Origin of the sequence: Polyangium jinanense (assembly GCF_028435265.1) — a bacterium.
Taxonomy (GTDB): Bacteria; Myxococcota_A; Polyangia; order Polyangiales; family Polyangiaceae; genus Polyangium; species Polyangium jinanense.
On record NZ_JAGTJK010000058.1, the window covers coordinates 20,880 to 40,013 of the forward strand.

General features: G+C 68.6%; 13 protein-coding genes. 5 read left to right on the forward strand and 8 right to left on the reverse strand.

Annotation, left to right across the window (positions count from 1 at the left end; genetic code table 11):
- Window positions 1-35 precede the first annotated feature (35 nt).
- Window positions 36-1,004 carry an AraC family transcriptional regulator gene (locus KEG38_RS46980; RefSeq protein ID WP_272427426.1) on the reverse strand — a complete coding sequence of 323 codons (969 nt, stop codon included), beginning with the start codon at window positions 1,002-1,004 and terminating at the stop codon, window positions 36-38.
- Between the two features lie 124 nt (window positions 1,005-1,128).
- Here KEG38_RS46980 and KEG38_RS46985 point away from each other — a divergent pair, with 124 nt between their 5' ends.
- Window positions 1,129-1,572 carry a nuclear transport factor 2 family protein gene (locus KEG38_RS46985; protein ID WP_272427427.1) on the forward strand — a complete coding sequence of 148 codons (444 nt, stop codon included), beginning with the start codon at window positions 1,129-1,131 and terminating at the stop codon, window positions 1,570-1,572.
- Entirely contained in the window at window positions 1,569-2,411 is an 843-nt protein-coding gene (locus KEG38_RS46990; RefSeq protein ID WP_272427428.1) for an NmrA family NAD(P)-binding protein, read from the forward strand. Before KEG38_RS46985 ends, KEG38_RS46990 begins: the two co-directional genes overlap by 4 nt.
- Window positions 2,412-2,461: 50 nt before the next feature.
- Here the strand turns inward: KEG38_RS46990 and KEG38_RS46995 are convergent, their stop codons facing one another.
- Both KEG38_RS46995 and KEG38_RS47000 read right to left on the reverse strand, forming a co-directional pair.
- The gene (locus KEG38_RS46995) at window positions 2,462-5,938 is read right to left on the reverse strand and encodes a hypothetical protein (protein WP_272427429.1); all 3,477 of its coding nucleotides are present in this window, start codon (window positions 5,936-5,938) and stop codon (window positions 2,462-2,464) included.
- An 86-nt stretch (window positions 5,939-6,024) separates the two neighbouring features.
- The gene (locus tag KEG38_RS47000) at window positions 6,025-7,221 is read right to left on the reverse strand and encodes a cytochrome P450 (RefSeq protein ID WP_272427430.1); all 1,197 of its coding nucleotides are present in this window, start codon (window positions 7,219-7,221) and stop codon (window positions 6,025-6,027) included.
- A 136-nt stretch (window positions 7,222-7,357) separates the two neighbouring features.
- Here KEG38_RS47000 and KEG38_RS47005 point away from each other — a divergent pair, with 136 nt between their 5' ends.
- On the forward strand, window positions 7,358-8,224 hold the full coding sequence (locus KEG38_RS47005) for a hypothetical protein (protein WP_272427431.1): 867 nt from the start codon (window positions 7,358-7,360) through the stop codon (window positions 8,222-8,224).
- A gap of 24 nt (window positions 8,225-8,248) precedes the next feature.
- Window positions 8,249-9,052: a hypothetical protein gene (locus KEG38_RS47010; protein WP_272427432.1), complete on the forward strand. Its 804-nt coding sequence runs from the start codon at window positions 8,249-8,251 to the stop codon at window positions 9,050-9,052.
- 12 nt (window positions 9,053-9,064) lie between these two features.
- Here KEG38_RS47010 and KEG38_RS47015 read toward each other — a convergent pair whose 3' ends face one another.
- From KEG38_RS47015 to KEG38_RS47035, 5 genes are all read right to left on the reverse strand, one after another.
- On the reverse strand, window positions 9,065-11,767 hold the full coding sequence (locus KEG38_RS47015; RefSeq protein ID WP_272427434.1) for a DUF2169 family type VI secretion system accessory protein: 2,703 nt from the start codon (window positions 11,765-11,767) through the stop codon (window positions 9,065-9,067).
- A 23-nt stretch (window positions 11,768-11,790) separates the two neighbouring features.
- The gene (locus KEG38_RS47020) at window positions 11,791-12,678 is read right to left on the reverse strand and encodes a PAAR domain-containing protein (RefSeq protein ID WP_272427435.1); all 888 of its coding nucleotides are present in this window, start codon (window positions 12,676-12,678) and stop codon (window positions 11,791-11,793) included.
- A 12-nt stretch (window positions 12,679-12,690) separates the two neighbouring features.
- The gene (gene tssI, locus KEG38_RS47025) at window positions 12,691-15,162 is read right to left on the reverse strand and encodes a type VI secretion system tip protein TssI/VgrG (RefSeq protein WP_272427437.1); all 2,472 of its coding nucleotides are present in this window, start codon (window positions 15,160-15,162) and stop codon (window positions 12,691-12,693) included.
- A 39-nt stretch (window positions 15,163-15,201) separates the two neighbouring features.
- Window positions 15,202-16,137 carry a LysM peptidoglycan-binding domain-containing M23 family metallopeptidase gene (locus KEG38_RS47030; protein ID WP_272427438.1) on the reverse strand — a complete coding sequence of 312 codons (936 nt, stop codon included), beginning with the start codon at window positions 16,135-16,137 and terminating at the stop codon, window positions 15,202-15,204.
- Between the two features lie 175 nt (window positions 16,138-16,312).
- On the reverse strand, window positions 16,313-17,758 hold the full coding sequence (locus tag KEG38_RS47035) for an aminotransferase-like domain-containing protein (RefSeq protein WP_272427440.1): 1,446 nt from the start codon (window positions 17,756-17,758) through the stop codon (window positions 16,313-16,315).
- A 154-nt stretch (window positions 17,759-17,912) separates the two neighbouring features.
- Here KEG38_RS47035 and yedA point away from each other — a divergent pair, with 154 nt between their 5' ends.
- A complete protein-coding gene (gene yedA / locus KEG38_RS47040) occupies window positions 17,913-19,130 on the forward strand; it encodes a drug/metabolite exporter YedA (RefSeq protein ID WP_272427441.1) in 1,218 nt (405 codons plus the stop codon).
- Window positions 19,131-19,134 lie beyond the last annotated feature (4 nt).

Below are 19,134 nucleotides of genomic sequence, written 5' to 3' on the forward strand. Positions count from 1 at the left end.
TGTCTCGTGCCCGCGAGGGTCGACGTAAAGCCGACTTACGGCTCGGCGAACGCAGGCGCGGCGCTCTGCCCGGAGCCGAAGGAATCCGCCCCTGCGCGCCGTGCCGCGTGCGCGAGCCTGTGCTCCCGCGGGCCTTGGCCGTGGGCGCGCGTAAAAGCCCGCGTGAAGGCCGCTTCGCTATCATAGCCGACACGCGCCGCGATCACCTTGATGGGCAGCGTCGTTCCCGCGAGCAGCGCGGCCGCGCGGTCGAGGCGCAGGCGACGCACGTAGCTACCGAGCGGCTCGCCGAGCAGGGCGGTGGCGCGTGCCGCGAATGCCGAGCGCGAGAGGCCGACGCGCCGCGCGAGCTCCCCGAGCTCCCAGTTCTCCTCGGGCGCGGCCCGCACCTCGGCGAGCGCGGCCGCGATGGGCTCGTCCTGCAGCGCCTCTCGGCCGGGAAGCGGCGAGGCCAGCGTGCGGAGCGCGCAAGCAAAGAGCGTGTGCCCGAATGCCTCCACGATCCCGTCGCGCAGCGGCGGCGAGAGATCAGGCGCCTCGGCGAGCAAATGCAAGGTCTCGCCGAGCCACCGGGACAAACCCGGATTCGAGCCCTGGAGGTGCACGAGCGAGGGCAGGAGCGAGATCCACGGCGCGCCCGCGGCGTCGAAGCGCAGATCCACGACGACGAGGCGCGTCTCGGGCGGCGCCTCGGTGCGTATCGAGGTCGGGCCCGTGGGCCGGAGGGCCTTGCAATAAACGTCGGAGAAGCCGCAGAGCGAGGTCGTGGGTTTGTCGCGGATCGAATGCGCGTCGCCGCGGGGCAGGAAGACGATCTCGCCCTCGCGGAGCGCGAGCCGCTGGTCCTTCTGGCCGACCCAGCCACCCCCGCGCAGCGCCGCGTAGACGCGAGCCTTGCCTTGCGAGGGGAGCTGTTTTCCCCATCGATCGCCGAGATCGGCCTGCTGCACCTCGGTTCCTTGCAGGCGGAGCGTCCGTGCCAGCTCGTCGAAGGCTGCCGACATGCCCGGGAGTCTAGCGTGGCGGGCGCTTGACGTCACGTGTGGACGCGCGGGCGTGTGATCCGGACGCGCGGCAAAGCCCTCTGCCGTTACCTTCTGGGCATCCCTCGAACGGAGGAGGTATCCCATGACGAGCACAGGACATCGTGACGCTGCGCAGGCCCTCGACGAGCACCTCGCGCTCATTTCCCAGGACATCCAGCGCTGGATCGAGCTCTTCGCGGACGACGCCGTGGTCGAGTTCCCTTACGCCCCGCCCGGGCTGCCGGCGCGCCTCGAAGGCAAGGCGGCGATCGACGCGTATTTCCGCCCCACGCCGCAGACGTTCGTCGGGCTCACGTTCAGCAACCTGCGCCGGTATGTCACGACGGACCCCGACGTGGCGCTGGCCGAGGTGCACGGCACGGCGTTCATCCCCACCACCGGCAAGCGGTACGAGCAGGACTACATCATGGTGCTGCGGACGAAGGCGGGGAAGATCGTTCATTATCGCGAATACTGGAACGTCGGGCTCGCGCTCGAATCGTTTGGCGGGACAGACGAGGCGCGCAAGGCGGTGGGTACGCCATGAGCGGCCATATCTTGATCACAGGCGGGACCGGCAACACCGGTCGTCGGATTGCCGCGCGCCTCGGCGAGCTCGGTGTGTCCGCGCGCGTGGCGAGCCGCGCGGCCAGCGGCAGCGATCACGTGGTGTTCGATTGGGCCGACCCCTCGACACACGCGCCCGCGCTTTCGGGCGTGGATCGGGTGTATCTGATCGCGCCGGGGATGGTCGAGGATCCTTCCACGCTGATGCTGCCGTTTCTCGAGCGTGCCCTCGCGAGCGGGGTCGGGCGGTTTGTCCTGCTGAGCTCGTCTGCCATTCCCGAGGGCGCACCGGGCCTCGGCACCGTGGATCGATTTCTGCGCGAGCGCGCGCCGGGCTTTGCGATCTTGAAGCCCTCGTGGTTCATGCAGAACTTCGTCGAGCCGCGGCACCCGCACGCCGCGAGCCTGATCGGCGAGGGAAAGGTGGTCACCTCGACGGGCGCGGGGCGGGTCGGATTCGTGGACGCGGACGATATCGCGGAGGTCGCCGTGCGCGCGCTCGTCGACGAGACGTCACATGATACGGCGCACGTGATCACCGGGCCGGAGGCGCTTACGTATGCGGAGGTGGCGGCGATCCTGGAGCGCGTCACCGGCAGGCCGATGCGGCACGAGCACGTGGACGACGACGAGGCCCGGCGCCGCCTCACGGCCGCGGGCATGCCGGAGCCGTATGCCGCGCTGCTGGTCGGGCTCGACATTGCAATCCGGGACGGCGCGGAAGATCGCGTCACGGATACGGTCCTCCGCGTCACCGGGCGCGCGCCGCGTTCGTTCGAGGCGTTTGCCCGGGCGCATGCGCGGGTCTTTCGGGGGTGAGCCACCAGGGCGGGCGTTCGCGCCCGACCGCCGCGCCGGCGTCCGGCGCCTCACTTTCGCCGCCGCGCGCCGGCCCGACGTCCCGCCGCGCTGAGCCATACGATGATCGCGCCGGCGAGCGGAGCGAGCGGCGTCGGCCCCTGATCTGCCGTTTGGCAGGTGCAACCGCCGCCCACGGGGATGATACGAGGCTCGTCCTCCCCGCCGGCGCCCGTCGTTGCGGCCATACCACCGGCGCCAGCCATTCCGCCGCTGCCGGTTGCACCCCCACTGCCGCCTGCGCCGCCGGAGCCACCCATTCCGCCGGAGCCACCCATTCCGCCGGAGCCACCCATTCCGCCGGAGCCACCAGCACCTCCAGCGCCGCCCATTCCGCCGCTACCGCCCGCGCCGCCGCTGCCGCCCATTCCACCCGAGCCGCCCATGCCACCGGCACCGCCCATTCCCCCAACTCCGCCCGCGCCACCGCTGCCCGTGCTCCCCGTCCCGATCCCCTCGTTCAAGCAGATCCCGCTCACGCACTGGCCGCCGCTACATTGTGCGTCCGTCGTGCACGACGTGAAATCGATGATCCGCGCCTGAACCCGCGCGCTGCCGAACGGAGCTTCGAGGTGGAACGTCGAATACGTGACCAGCACCTTGCCGCCGTTCGTCGACGCGAGCGACGGGATGCCTTTTGGCATGTCGTCCGTGGTGATCGGCAAGCTCGTGATGACCGCGAGATTGCTGTCCAGCACGACGGCCGCTTCGTCGGTCAGTGTGGGGCCGCAAGCCCGGTAGGCGACGACGAACCGGTCGCCGTCTCTGATCGCGCCGCGTTCCTCCAGCCCGAGGTAGGCGCAGCCGGGATGGCTCGCGAGCTCGATCGGCGCCGCGTCCACGAGCGTGCCGGCCGGGCTCACCCGTACCCCGAGGAGCTTCTTTGCGTCGCTGTCGATCCAGAACACGACATGGTTCGTCCCGTCGAACACCGTCGACATACCGGCGACGCCGCCGGGGCCCGTGAGCGCGAGCGGCGATGGATCCACCGGCGCGCCCATCGAATCGACGCGCGCCGCGCGCAGGCCCGAATCATACCACACGACGAGGTGGTTCGTCCCGTCAAACGACGCGCTCACGACCGAGGATACCGCTCCCAGCGCGACGATACTGCCGGGGGAGACCTGTCCCCCGGTATCGATCGTCTGCGAGGCGAGCACGAGGTCCCCGATGCCATTGTCATACGTGGGGCCCACGAGGAGCGTCCGGCCCGCGCCGACGGAGAGCGCCACGCGCTGGGTCATCTCGTTGAACGTCGGCAGCGCGATCGAGGGGGAATCGATCACGACGCCCTGCGTATCCATTCGGTTCACGAGGATCGCGCAGTTGTCGAAATCATACCCATGGGTGCAGCTCGAAAAGCCGAGGAACGTGCTCGTCCCGTCGAACGCGGCGCTCGTGTACTCCACGTCGCCGACTCCATCCTCCACGAAGATCCCGTTCGGATCGAGGGAGACGCCTTCTGGGGTAACACGCGCTGTATAGAGGTTCGTGCCCTGTCCCAGCACGAAATCACGCGCGTCGGACCACGCGACGACGAAGTTCTGCCCGTCGAAGGCCGCCGACGGCGACCGCTGGTCGTTCGCGCCGCCCGAGACGAGGAGCGGCGACGCGTCGAGCGCCACGCCGGTCGGCGCGAACCGCCGCGCCTGGATCGAATAACCGCCGGGGTTGAAGCCATCGAAGTACGCGTTTTGCCACACGACGAGCGCCTGCGACCCGTTCGAGGCGCCTTGCCCGTACGCGCCGAGGTCCGTGTACGTCACGCCGCCCGGATCGAGCACCGCGCCCTGCGGGGACACGCGCGCGCGGCGCAGCGGATACGCGACGAAGTCGGTCACGTAATCGCACCACGTCACGACGGCGTTCGTCCCGTCCACCGTCACGTCGATCTCCGTCGCATCGTACACCGGCGCGCTGATGGTGATCCCCGCGGGATCCAGCACCGTTCCCTGCTGCGCGTCGAAGCGCGTGCCCATGATCGTCGTCGCATACGTGTCGTCGTCGTATTGCCCGTACGCGATGAAGTAATTTTGCCCGTTCCACACCGGCACCGGATCCCACGTGGAAAGGACCGGCGCGGGCGTCATGATCTCGATGCCCGCCACATCGACGAGCGCGCCCTGCGTATCCACGCGGTGCGCATACCCGACCCCGCCCGACTCGCGCAGGAGGAGCGCCCCCGCGCCGTTCGATGCGACGTCGAGCCGGTAGCTCGGGCTCACCGCGATCCCGCCCGGATCGAGGGCCTGCCCGGCCGGCGAGACGCGTCCGTATCGGCCCGTGCCATTGTCGACCCACGCCACGAGGTAATTCGCGCCGTCGTACGCGACCCGCGTCTTTTGCTGGATCTTCGTCGACGTCGAGAGCGTGATCGGCGCGCCCACGGGCTTGCCGTCCCCGTCGAGGCGCTGGCCGTAAATGCCCGTGTTATAGATCATGTTCGCGGCGCCCTTCTGGTATGTCAAGAAGAACCCGCTCCCGTCGCTCGCGAGCGCGGGCTTGATCGCGCCTGCGTCCCCCACGACGGGAAAACCCGTCGCGTCGAGCACGGTGCCGTCGGCGGCGATACGCGCCGCGTAGATGCGGTTGTCCCCGGTCGGATCGAGGTAACGATTCTCTTCCCAGGCGACGAGGTAATGGATGCCATTCCACGCGACCGCCGGCCGGAACCGCCGCCTCCCCGCGGGCAGGCCCGCGATCGGCGTATCGATCCCGAACTCCGGCGTGAGCCATGGATCCAGCACCGCCGGATACGCCGACGACGCGACCACGCGCTCGGGCACGCGCATCACGAGCCGCCCCTCCTCGACGCGCACCGGGGTTCGCGTCTTTTTCCCGGTCGCGTCGATCCATGTCGCCCGGCCAAACCGCACGCCGAGCCCCGTGGCCGCGTCCATGAAATGGTAACCGCCCGACGTCTCGCCGACGAACGGCTCGCCCCCCACGTCGAGCGTCACCAAAAGATCGCCCGCGCCTTCGGGCGCGTGCGCGAACGAATACGAGAGCTCGACGCCGCCGTCCCGATTCTCGAGGTGCTCTTCCACGTCCCCGCGCGAAACGACGAGGTGCCCATCCCTCTCCACGCGCCCCGCGCCCGCTCCGCGCCCGAGCGTGGTCCCGCCCCGCGTGATCCGCGCTTTTTTCAGCCGCAACGGCGCGCCCGCCCGCGGCGACGTGTTCGGCGACGCCGCCGGCGCGACCGGCACGATCTCGAACCCGTCCACCGTCGCCGCGATCTGGTGCGCCGACCCCGCGCCGAGAAAGCGTCCGTTCTCGGCTCGGAACCTCGCGCGGGACGCGCGAACGCTCGCGTCGAGGTCGAACGAGGGCGACATCTTCACGCCCGCTGTCTCGCGCCCGAGCGGACGGCTCTCGGCGGGCGTGGGGCTCGCGCCGCGCGAGCATCCGGCGAGTAGCGCAACGGAGAGGAGGAGGCTCGATCGCTCGGCGAGGAAACGGAGGCGCGAGAAAGTCCGGGGCATCATCCCATATCGATTACCACGAAGCGGACGGGGGCGGGAAGAGGCGTCACGCCCGTGTTTGAGCCCGGACTCGCGCAGTCGTCAAAGCCTCAGGCCGCGTGAAACACGATCGGGAGCGAGCCGGGGCCACGCACCAGAAGCGTGCGGTGCCAGGCCATCGGCTCGGGGCCGGGCGCGATGCGGCGTGCGCGATCGAAGAGCGCCTCCAGGGCGAGGCGCCCTTCCATGCGCGCGAGCTGCGCGCCGAGGCAGAAGTGCACGCCGTGGCCAAAGGGTAGGTTTTTCGGGCCGGGTCGCTCCAGATTGAATTGGTCGGGGTCCGGGAATTGCGATTCGTCGCGGTTCGCCGAGCCCGTCATAACGAGCAGCGGCGCGCCTTTGGGCAATTTCACGCCGCCGAGCTCCACCTCGGCGGTCGTCGTGCGTGGCACCGCGTGGAGCGGCGGCTCGTACCTGAGCACCTCGTCAATGAACGCGGGGATCCGCGAGCGATCCGCGCGGAGTTTCTCCCAGAGCTCCGGCCGTTCGAGGAGGACCACGAGCGAGGCGCCGAGCATGTTCACGGCGGTCTCGATGCCGCCCACGAGGAGCAGGGTCATGAATGCAATCAGCTCGTCCTGCGTGAGGGCCTCGCCGTCGACTTTGGCCGCGAGCAGGTCACTCACGAGATCCTCGGCGGGCGCGCGCCGGCGCTCCTCCAGGAGCTCGCCGAAATACCGCCGCAGGTCCGCCACCGCGCCCCGCGCGAGCTCTTTGCGATCGTGTTCGTCCGGACGCACCGTGGTCACGCCGCCGGTGATGAGGTCCGCCCATCGCTTGAGGCGCGCGTGCAGCGAGGGCGGGAGCCCCATCAAGTCGCCGATGACGAACGCCGGAATTCGCAAGGCATAGGGCGGCATGACGTCGACGGGCTCTCCGAGCGGCAACTCGGCGACCGCTTGCTCGGCAAACGCCCGCACACGCGGCTCCATCCGCGCCATGGCAAACGTGCCGAAGGCCCGCGAGATGAGGGCTCGCAGCCGCCCGTGCTGGGGCGGATCCATGGTGATCATCGAATCGGCGAACGGGTTTCCGCCGAGCCACGGCGGGTTCACCGCCAGGCCAAAGCCACGTGAGGAAAAGAGCTCGGGATTCTTGAGCACGAAGAGGACGTCCTCGTGCCGCGTGACGGCCCACATGCCGCCCGGATCCACTTGACACACGGGAGCGTTGCGGCGCATGTCCGCATAAACCGGATAAGGATCGTTCCTGAACTCCGGGGAGAACACGTTGTAACGAACGGTCATGAAGTCCTCCGAAGAAGCGGGGCCCATGATACCCGCGCCCGGGTGTTTTGGGTCGGCGAAAACGTGCGTTGCGAGGGCATGGGCGCGCGCCCACGTGGTTCGGAAGGGGAGCGGGGCGCTACGCGTTGGCGCGGCGATGATCGAGCCCCGCCGGACCGGAGATCCCACGAAGACGCTCATCGCGCTGGCCGCCGCGTTGGCCCTGACCACGTCCGCCTGCTCTCGCCCCGCGACACGAGCTGACGACGTCGCAGCCGCGCCCGAGCCCGTCGCGTCCGCGGAGGTGCCTGCGCCTTCCGAGGTCTCTTCGAGCGCCGTCGCGCCCCCGCCGAGCGCCTCCGCCGCTGCGGCAGCGCCGCCGTGCGCGGGCGTTCCGGCGCGCCCCGGCGTGGAGGCGCACGAGGGCAATATCTATTTCTGCGCGCAGGATGGAGCGGCGCGCAAGCTGACCGCGTCGGGGAAAGACGATTCGCCGGCGCTTTCTCCGGACGGCAAGCGCGTGGTCTTCGTGCGGGCCGAGGGGATTGCGTCGGTGGAAGCGGACGAGGCTCGGGTCACCGACAACCGCATCCTGCTGTTCGATCTTGCGTCGGGACAAACGCGCGAGATCGCGAAGAACGGCACGTGCCTGAGCTTGTGGTCGCCGGTCTTCGCGTTCGACGATTTCGTCTTGCTCGATGCGCGGGGGTACGAGATCCCGCGGTATACCTACACGAGCGTCTGCGGCGTCGACCTCCGGAAAAAAACGCCGGAGGTGAAAACCGTCGCGAGCGGGACTGATTGCGTGACGGCCATTCGCTCCGGGCCCCATCGAGGTCACCTCTACGCTGAGGGCTATCGCAGCCCCGGCCCCACGGAGTATTTCGCGATCGTCGACCGCTCCGGCCACATCGTCCGCGAGCTCGAAGCTTCGGCCATGACCGAAGATCCCCCCGAGGGCCCGGTCGCCCAGACCGGGGCTTTCTGTCGTCCGTCGCGGCGGCTCGATTTCCGGAAGAAGTGAGCCCGCCGTGATAGAGTGCGGACGATGCTCCGCCACCATCGCCTCCTTCTCGGTGCCGCGCTGTCCGCATTTTGTTTGAGCTGCAACGTCATCTCGCCACCGCCGCTCTTGCCGAACCTCGCGCGGATCGCGCCGAACGAGCCGGGCGACACGCGGATCATGCTCGTCGTGGGGCTCGGGGCGGGGATCTGGGTCGACGGAGGGGTCGGGGCCGAGCTCAGGGTCGAATCGCAAGTGAACGAGTGGGCGACGGTAGGCGGCGGACTCTCGGGCGCGCTCAATCTGGATCACGACGAGCCCGAGCCCGGATCGAGACGCGGAGCGCGGGATAACCATCCGCGCTGGCTTTATGGTCTGCGGACGTGGGGGCGGTTCAATCCCGGCGAGCTCGATTGGCTCGCGCTGAAGGCAGGCGCGGGGATCGCGGGCACGAACAAGGGGACGGTCGCGCTGACGCTCGATGGCGCCCCGCTGTTTGGCCATTCGTTCGAGGTCGGCGGCGAAGCGGGGAGCGCGCCCTGGCTCGTGAGCCCGTATGGCGGGCCCGTCGTGGCCCTGTCAGTGCCTTTGCGGCAGGGAGAAAACATCATGGACCAGCAGATCAACTTTGGGCTCGGGCCCGATATGCATACGACGAGCCATATGGAGCCCATCCCCTTCACCACGACGTTTTTCGTGGGTGCGCAAGGAGGGCTCGCCGTCGACGCGCCCGGCGCCCCGGCCTGGACAGGGGCGCTGGAGCTCCTCACGTTGCTCGGGATCTCCGATACCCATGCCGCGGTGCTTCTTGGCATTGCCACGGGGCAGGGCGTGCGTGTGCGCCCGTGAGCGGGCGAGCCTTCACCGCTTCGGCCGGCCCGCCACGGTGCGCGCGAGCGCGAGCACGCGGAGCGCGACGATCGGCGATTCGCTCTGATCCTGCTGCGGCAAGGCCTCGACGATGAGGCGGGCCGAGAACCTCGAAAAGAGCGGCAGCTTTTTCGAGAGCTCGATAGGCAGGTAGGTCGGGATACCCTTGTCCGCCATCGGGCCGTGGAGGAGCGCCCGGATCCATTCGGCGCCCGAGAGCTCGCGTTTCTGGTACTTGCGTTGCTCGAGCAAGACACGCCGTGAATGCACGTCGAGGTAATCGGGCGGGAGCATGCGGTTCGCCTTGGCCCACGCCTCGCGCACGCGGAGCGAGAAATTCGCCGCCACGTCGGCGGAGCTCCCGAGCGGCGTGCCGAGCGCCTCGTTCGCGAGATCGAGCGTCTCCTTGAGCTTCTTGTCGCCCACGGCGAGCGGCGCGGCGGCGCTCGACAGGACCTTGAGGACCTCGATTTCATCGAAAGGCAATTCGAGCTCCCCCGCGACGACGAGGAGCGGAGGTTCGAGCACGCCGTCGTCGTTGACCGCCGAGAAGAGCGCATTCTCCACGTCGAGCGTGGGGATTCCGCGCGTGAGGACCTTGGAGACGCGGGATTTGTCCTCCTTCGCTTTTTCTTCCGGGGTCTTTTCTTTCTTGCGCTCGGGCTTCTTGCGAGGTTTCGGCGGCGGAGCTTCCGGGTCCTCGTCGTTCCACGGGTCTTCGGAGGCTTCGTCCGCGGGCTCTTCGGGCACCGCGGGCGCCGTCGGCTCGAAGAGCGGCTTCCATGTTTCGTTTTCGGGGAGCCGCGGGGGAAGCTCGGGGGCGAACCACAGGAGATCGACGAGAAAACCCACGGGCGCAGGTGCCGCGGCGGGCGTCGTGACGGTTGGTTTGTCGCGCCGCTCCTTTTCGCGATCGTCCTCCGTGGGCGCCGTGGCGGCGGCATGGGAGGCCTCGGCCGCGCCGAGGAAGGCAGCCGTGGCGAGGACGCGTGGATCACTTTTCCCGGGGCGGGAACGATCCTTTTCGAATGGCGCGGGCGGTGCGGCGGGCGGCTCGGGGCGAGCCTTTTGCGCGGCGAGCACCGCCTCTTGCCCCACCGTGGTCCCGGATGGCCGCGTGACGGGCGGCGGCTGTATCGGGAGGGCGGGCGCGGGCGGCGCCGAATGCGGGACGACGACGCCCGGGAGCGACGGAACCTGCGGGCGTGGGGGCGCGGGCGCGAGGGGCGCCTGCAGCGGCGTCGGAATGGGCGGAGGCGGCGCGGCAATGGGCGGAGGCGGCGCCACGATGGGCGGCGGGGCCGGGGCTGCAGGTTCGGCCGGGCGCCGGAGCTGCGTCATGGGCGGCGGCGCGACGGGCATGGCCGGCGGCGGCGCGGCCATGGCGGGCGCAGGCGCAGGCACGGGCGCGGGCGGGTTTTTCTTCCCCGCGAGCCACGCGGGCATTGCATCGCGCGGGATGGTCCCGACAAACACGGCGGTGTCGTTGGCATCCTCTTCGGGCGGCGGCCGTGGGCGCGGCGGCGCCTGCGAGGGCGGCGGCTGCGGCGCGGCCGCGCCCGGCGCGAACGGCAAGGCAGGCGAGGCCGCAAAGGGCAGAGGATTGACGCCGAGGCCCCGGAGGCTGTCGGCTGTCGTCTGCGTGAGGTCGAGATCGTCGTCGTCCTCGTCGATCGCAGGCGTCGGTTCGTGCGCGGAGCGTGTCGGCTCGGGGAACCGCACGGACTCGCCGGGGTATTCGACGCCAATGAAGATGCGGCCCGGCTGATCGCGGCCGTCGAGCGGAATCTGGGCGCGGAACGTGAGGCTCGCGATCGCGCGGTTCGTGTCGATCCACAGGGTATCGGGGACGAGATCGGGCTCCCAGGGCGGCAGGCCCTCGATCTCCACGCGCATGTGCGGCTTGATTCCCGGCAGCCGCGTGGAGAATCGTTCGATCTCGGGGTGCATGTTTTCGAGCAAAATTGGCTCATCCGGCCGCAGCTCGGAGACGAGCTGATCCGATGGCGCGCTCTGGAAATACGAGCCGTCGAAATCCATCCCGAGCGGCGTCTCGGCCCACGTGCCATTCGCGAACGCCCCCACGAGCGCGCCGAGCTTGGCGCTGCGCACGAGCCATCGCGAAGCAATGGGCCCGAATCCGACGGTGGGGATCGGGCGGGGGACGTCCGCAGCCATCATCCCGGGGGGCTGCAGGTTTGGCAAGGTACGTCGCCCATATGCATCGACGACGGACGGGTCGATCCCGACGGGGTTCCACGACTCATCGCCGCCGGCGGCCCGCTCGTAGCGGAGAGGCATTTGCGTCCATTTTTGCGCCTCCGAGACGGCGCCGTCCCGCGCGACCGTGCGCGCGCCGAGGACCTCGATCGATTTGTCGACGTCGGCGACGACGAGCCGCGCGAAGAGCGATCGCAAAGGCTCACGGCGCGGCGCGAACGCGCTGCCGACGAGCAAGACCTCCGGCCGGGGTTTGTAGGGCGCGAGGTCGCTCGGGGCATAGACGCATTTGCCCGGATCGTCGTCCCAGTGGTTGTCGCGCTCGTTGACGCCCTCGGGCTCGGTCGCCACGATCGACGTGCCCGGCTTCAGCGCGTACGTCACCTTGCAGACGACCGTGAGCGACCATTGCCCCGGTTGCTCCTGCCACGTGACGGAGCTCGTGAGGAAAGGCGGGATGGTGATGATGTCCATGAAAAATGATTCCTGCCCGCCGCTCAGTCCCACTTCAGGCGCTTCGAAAAATACCGCGCCCGCGCCCATACGTCGCGCGAGTAATCGTCGCCGGCCGAGCCATCGTCGAGCTTGGCCCAGCTCGCCGCGTCCTTCGGCTGGGTCCGGACGTTGCCCGGGCCGAAGTTGTATCCAGCGATGGAGCCCGCGAGGAGCTGCTCCCGCGTCCAGTTCGGGTGCGCGGCCTTCACGGACTTGTACGTATCGCTCCAGATCTTCATGGCCTGCTCGGCGTGATCCATGCTGAAAGGACCACCTTTCGGTTTGTGGAACTCCTTGTCGACCTGGAACATCCCATACCCGTCTGGATCGTACTTGCCGTACCCGTCCGCGCGGAGGTGCCTGCCGAAGCCGGATTCGCGGCTCGCGAGGCCGAGCAGGAGCGCCGGGGGAATGCCGTATTTCGCGCCGAGCTTCTTCGCGAGCGGTACGAGCTTTTGCGCCCGCGCCCGGTCCATCGGCGCCTCCACGCTTGCCCGGGGCATCTTGCCAGGCTTCATCTTGAGCAGGACCTTGTTTTGCCGCTCGGCCCGGTTCGGGCGATCCTCGGCCTCCTCCGGCTTCTTCTTCGGCGTCTTTTTCCCGCCGGCATACAGGGCCATGCTGCCGGTCTTCACGACGCTGCCGCAGTCGAGGCAATCCCCGACGCGGACGACGGCCTTGCCATTGACGTAAATCTCGTCGGATCCCTCCTCCGCCACGCTGTCGTGGTGCGGGTGGTCGGGGCCGTCGTGCGGCTCCCAGAGGTCGCCGACACGGACGACGGCGTATCCGTCGAGGAAGACGTCGGGGCTACCCTCGAGGGCCTTGCGCGGCGGGCACCCGTCGTGGCCGCTGCATTCGTCGATGCCCTTGCGAGCTACCAGTGTCATCGACCCCTCCCGTCACCACTTCAGGTTCTTCGAATACCACTGCGCCTCGGCCCAGACGTCGCGCGAATAATCGTCGTGCGCGGTGCCGTTGTCGAGCTGCGCCCACGCCGCCGTGGACGAGGGGCGCGTTTGCGCGTTGCTCGGGCCCGAGTTGTAGGCGACGAGGCCGGCGGCGAGGTACTCCTCCTCGCTCCAGCCGGGGTGCTTGTCCTTGATCTGGCCAATGTATCCCTTGTAGATGTCCATCGCCTGATCGATGTGGTGCCAGTCCGAAGGGCCGCCTTTCGGCGTGTGATACCGCTTGTCGACCTGGAACAAACCAAAGCCCATTCCGTCGAACTTGCTGTAGCCGTTCGCGTCGAGGAACTCGCCGAACGCCGATTCGCGGTTCATCCAGGCGAGCGCGAGGGCCGGCGGGATGTCGTACCGTTCGCCGATCTTCTTCGCGAGCTCCTTGTAATGTTCGGCCTTCGCTTTGCGGGCCGCGGCGATCTGGTGGTACTTGCCCGCGGGGCCGGGGTTCATCTTGCCGAGCAGCTCGTTCTGCTTCGCGGCCTTCGATTTCCCGTGGTGCTCCTTGTCGTGGTCGCGCTTCGGGTGCTCTTTTTCTTTCTCGTGCTTGGGAGGCTCGTGCTCGCGTTTCGCGTGCTCGTGCTTCGTTTCGTGCGGATCGTGTTTCGCGTGCTTCTTTGGCCCGTGCCCGCCGAGCTTCTTCGGCTTGCGCCCCGCGGGCACCTCCACGGGTGGGTTGAGCTGGATCTTCGGACCGCCCTTGACGACGAGCTCTTTGCCGGCCTGGATGATGACGTTTCCCTTCGCCGAGAGAATGAGATCGCCCTCGACCGTGACGTGCCTATTACCCTTCGTCTCTTCGAGCTCGTCTTCCTGCACGACCTTGTGCAGGTCCTTCGTGGCTTCGACGTAAAAAAGCTCCCCGTCCGCCTTGTCGTCGAACGTGATCTCGTTGCCGCCGTTTTTCGAGCTCGATTTGAGCGTCGTGCGGGTCTTGTGCTCCGGGATCGAATAAGGCACCGGCGAGATCGTTCCGAACAGGCGGCCCACGACGACCGGTAGGTCCGGATCGCCATCGAGGAACGCGACGAGCACCTCCTGCCCGACGCGCGGCAGGGTGACCATGCCAAACCCGGGCCCCGCCCAGGCCTGGGAGACGCGCACCCAGCACGAGCCCTTCTCGTCGCCCTTCGCCTCGCGATCCCAGGGGAATTGCAGGCGCACGCGGCCATGCTCGTCGCAATGGATGTCCTCGCCCGGAGGCCCGACGACGACCGCGCTCTGGACGCCGTGGATGCGCGGCTTGCTCGCCTTGGAGAGCGGCTTGAACGCGCCGTCCTCGCCGCTCCGATGCGCGTCGCCGTGGCTCGTCGCGGTGAGCAGGGGCCGGTAGGGCTTCTCCGCCGAGATGGCCTCGCCGCCGGCGTGCCAGTCGTCGTCGACCTCGCCCGAGATGAACGACGAGAGGACGAGGAGCTTCTTGCCATTCTTGAGATCCCGGTGCGGATGTCCCTTCATCGAAAAGACGGTGCCAGGCCCGACGTCGGTCGCCGACGTGGAGAAGCTGATGCGGCTGGCCGCGCCGCGCATGGCCTCGACATGCCGCTGCGCTTTCTTCGTGGCCTCTTTTTCGTTGTGCCGGTAATTGCCCTCCGCGTCGCCGACCGGGGTGCTACCATCGCCGTCGCCGGCGACGTGGCTCGATCCGGGGAGGAAAAAATACTCTTCGAGCAAACTGTCCGGACCGTCGTCGTCCGCGCTGTGCGCGCCGGCGAGCGGGAACGTCGGGCGCCGGAAATCGAAATCACGCACCACCGCGCGCCCCGGCCGCACGTCGTGCCCGATGCTCACGTCCGTGATGTGTTCCGATTTCTCGGCCAGGCTCGAGGAGCGCACGAACGGCAGCGCCTTCTCGCGTGGCTCCGAGGTGGTCGGCGCGTCGGTGAGGATCATCTTCGTCTCCTTCTCGCCTTCTGGCGTGGTGAAGAAAAACGAGATGCCCGCGTCGACGAGGAGGCGCCGCACGAAATCGTGGTCCGTCTCGCCGTATTGCACCTTGAATTCGCGCTTCGGGTAATCGTCCTCGTCGATCCGGAATTCGAAGGGCAAATGCCACTCCTTCAGGACCTTTTTCACGATCTGCGGCACCGATGCGTGCTTGTAGACCCGGTGGTTGCGGCGGTGGGTGAGCAGCCAGAACGCGGGGACAATGCGGAGCGCGTACGTCGAGAGCCCGTCGGATTCGACCTCCGTCTGCGCGATCCTCGCGCAGACGCCCGTCCAGATGCGCGGGCCGCCGTGGCCCACGAGCCCGAACGACGCGGGGCGGCCGCTGATCTTTTTCAGGTCGACGTCGTCGTCGCCGAGCGCGATCACGTCGATCTGAAACGAAGCGCCGAGCGCCTCGTGCACAGCGAAGCTGCGGACGTCGAGATGTTCCCCGGATTCCAGTGAGATTTTCACGTTGCTCATGGCTTCATCGTTCTCCGCGAGGGTGTGTCCGAGGAGCGCTCACTTGAACGTCAATCGATAAAGTTTGTCGACGAGCTTCGTCGGGTTCTTGAGGGCGGGGTGCCTCCGATATGGGCCGCTCATCTGCGTGAGCGCCTGGCCGCGCGCCCGCTCGCCGAAGAGCTCGAAATGGATCATCGACATGCCGAGCGAGTCGAGCAGGCCGACGTACGCGATGTGCTCGCCGCACTTGACCTTTTGCCCGGCCCGGACGGGGACGCGCTTGCTGCTCGAAATCTCGCCATACCGGACGACGCCGACGCCCGGGTGGAAGACCTCGAGCGCGTTCGTCCCGTCATAGAAGAAATACGGGGGGCGGATGATGACGCCGTCGGCGATCGCGCGGATCTTCGAGCCAAACGGCGCATACAGGTCCACGCCACCGTGCTTGCGGCCGCCCGAGCGTGGGCATCCGAAGTACCGGGGACCGTCTTTCCAGCTCGCCGTGGGTTTTTTCCAGAGCGGGAAGATGAGCTTGCGCTCGGTCTTCGAATCCTTGTCGTCGTCCTTGTCGGTAGCGGGTTTCTTCGACGGCGGCTTTTTCGGCGGCGGTTTGGGCTGGCTCGGCTGCGGGGAGGCGCCGCCGGTGCCGCTCGACGCGCCGGGGAGCTTGATCTGCTGCCCGACGGAGATCTGATTCGGATTCGTGATCTGCGGGTTCGCCTTCAGGATCGCGCTGACCGTGGTGTCGTGTTTCTCGGCGATCGCGCCGAGTGTATCGCCCGACTTCACGGTGTACGAGCCCGGCGCTTTCGCCGACAGCGCCATCATCTTCTGCGCCTGCGCGGGCGCGGCGGGCGCCGGCGTCTCCGGTACGATCGCTCGCGCGGCGAACGCGACGGGCGCAGGCGGCGGCGCGCCGGCAACGGGGCCGGGAGGCGGGATGAAGATCGGAGGCGGCGGCCCGAGGTCGAAAGGCGTGTCGTCGTTCGACATGAGATCTCCGGCGCAAGCAAGGTCGTTGCCAACGGCGCGTCCTCGACAAATACGCGAAAGGACGTCGGCTGAAAATGGCGGGGAGGAGGCAGGGGTGGATCGACCCTGATCCATCCCTGGGGTTTGCGTTCCCCAGGACGGCTCGGCGCGCGGAATTGACGGGCGGGGCGGGGCTCTACCCCGCGCACTCCGCGCAGAGCTTGCCGAGCGTGCGAATCGCGTGATCGAAGAGCTCCGACCACGGGTGCCCGCACGAGAGGCGGATGTACCCCGAAAAGCGCTGCTTCGCCGAGAAGAGCGGACCCGGCGCGATGGAAATGCCCCGAGCGAGCGCACGTTCGAAGAGCAGGTGCGCGCTCGTGCCTGGTGGCAGCTCGACCCACAAGAGGAACCCGCCCGCCGGACGCGAAATGCGCGTCCCGGGCGGGAAGTATGCGGCCACGGCCTCGCTCACCCGCTCGACCTGCGCCGCGAGCTTGCGCCTGAGCGCGCGCAGGTGGTGGTCGTAGCCGCCATTATCGAGGAAATCCGCCACGGCCATCTGCGGCAGGGTCGCCGTGGCCACGCTCTGGGCGAACTTGAGCTGCTCGACCTCCTCTCGGAAGATGCCGGGCGCGGCCCAGCCGACGCGATACCCCGGCGCCAGCGTCTTCGAGAACGAGGAGCAGAGCATCACGAGCCCGCGTTTGTCGAAGGCCTTGGCCGGCCGCGGGCGCTCGTCGCCGAAATGCAGGTCGCCGTAGATGTCGTCCTCGATGAGCGGGATCTCCCGGCGCCCGAGCATTTCCACGAGCTCTTCCTTCGCCTCGTCCGGCATCAGGGAGCCGAGGGGGTTGTTGAAGTTCGGGATGGCCATGACGGCGCGAATGCGGTGGCGTCCCATCGCCTCGGCGAGCGCGGCGAGGTCCATGCCCGTACGGGGGTGCGAGGGGATCTCGATGACCCGCATGTTGAGGCTCGCGAGGAGCCGCAAGAGCCCGTAATACGCGGGGGATTCGACGGCCACCGTGTCGCCCGGCCGCGTGGCGGCGCGCAGGCAGAGGTGGAGCGCCTCGGCCGCGCCCACGGTGGTCACGATGTCGTCGGCCGAGAGCGCACAGCCCCATTCGATGGATCGACGCGCGATCTGCCGGCGTAGTGCGAGCAGGCCCGGCGGCAGGTCATACGAGACGCCCGCGCCGCCCGCGCTCCGGGCAATGAGGCTCGCGGACCGGTTGATGCGCTCGGTCGGCAGGAGGTCGGGATCGAGGAAGCCTGCGCCAAGCGGCACGATGCTGGGATCACGCCCGGCGCCGTAGAGCTTCGCGACCATGCTCTCGATGCTCGGGCGGCTCGTCGTCGTGCACGCGCGCGCCGCGCGTGGCTCGGGCGGGAGCGGGGCGCGGCGGGCCCGCACGTAATGCCCCGATTGCGGCCGCGCCTCGATGATCCCGCGATTCTCGAGCTCGAGGTACGCCTGCAGCACCGTCGCGATGCTGACGCTCTGCTGGCGCGCGAGCCTTCGCACCGAGGGGATCCGATCGCCGGGGCGGAGCGTACCCCGCTCGATCAGCTCCTCGATGTGCGCGGCGACGCGCTCGTAAAGAAGCCCCTGCTCCACGGCGACGGTTTCTTGCTGCACGGGGATGAAGGATACCGCGTGGAGGCCTCCCGTGCACCGGTACAGTTGCGGCAGGGGGCGACCGGTACAGTGCGGCTACGGGCCAACTGTACCGGTCGCACATGCCGAGCAACTGCATCTGTGCTGGGTACCTGTCCGAGGTCAAGCTCCAGGCATGATGACGACCGTGCCAAGGTTCCGCGCGGGCGTGGCGTCCTTCGCGCCGCGCCCTTTCGAGCTCGATCTCGCCAAGGGAGCGCTGTGGGCGCAGCGTCTCCGGGGGCCGTTCGCCCTCGCGTGTACGAGCGGTTCGGTGTGGTTGACCCGCGAGGGTGATCCGGACGACGTGGTGCTTTCAGCGGGCGGCTGCTACCGTGGCGCCGATCAAGGGCTCGTCGTGGTCGAGGCCCTGTCGCGAGCGCACATCACGGTGTCGAGAGAAGGTTTTTCAGGGAAACTCCGGCGGCTCCTCGCCGTGCTGAGGCAGCAGTGGCTCGTTCTGGTCTCGCTGTTCTCTCTGTACGTCATCTGGGGCTCGACGTACCTCGGGATGCACATCGCGCTGGAGACGCTGCCGCCGTTTTTCATGGGCGGGACGCGGTTCGTGCTCGCGGGCGGCATTCTGTACGGGGTGCTCAGGCTGCGCGGCGAGGCGGCGCCGTCGCGGAAGCAATGGGCCGGGGCCGCGCTCGTGGGCTCGCTCCTGCTCGCGTGTGGTAATGGGTTTCTGGCGATCGGGCAGCAGCGAGGGTGGGTGAGCTCGGGCGTGGCCGCGGTCGTGGTGACGACGATGCCGCTCTGGATGGCCGTGCTCGGGAGCGCCGCGGCGTTCGTGCAGCGCCGCATGGGCCGTGAAGGGACGTCGGCCGCGCCTTCGGCCGGAGAATGGACGGGGCTCCTCGTCGGCTTCACGGGCGCCACGCTCTTGCATCTCGGCGGCGCGATGGGCGGATCGGGCGGCGGGATCTTGCTGCTGATGCTGTCGCCATTCGCCTGGGCGCTCGGCTCGCTGCTCAGCCGCTCTTTGGACCTGCCGAAGGGGCTCATGGCCTCGGCCGCGCAGATGATCGCGGGCGGGGTCATCATGCTCTCGCTCGCGCCGCTGCTCGGCGAGCCGCTGCCGCTCGCGCCCTCGGCCCGCTCGCTCGCGGCGCTCGCGTATCTGACGGTGTTCGGCTCGATCGTGGGTTTTTCCGCGTACGGTTATCTCATCCGGAACACGCGGCCGGCCATTGCGACGAGTTATGCGTACGTGAACCCGCTCGTCGCCATCGCGCTCGGGATCTGGCTCGGCGGTGAGGCGGCCTCGGCGACGACGTGGCTCGCGGCGATCATCGTGATCTCGGGCGTCGTGATCGTGTCGATGGCGCGGGCGCGGCCTTCGACTTCGTGATCGA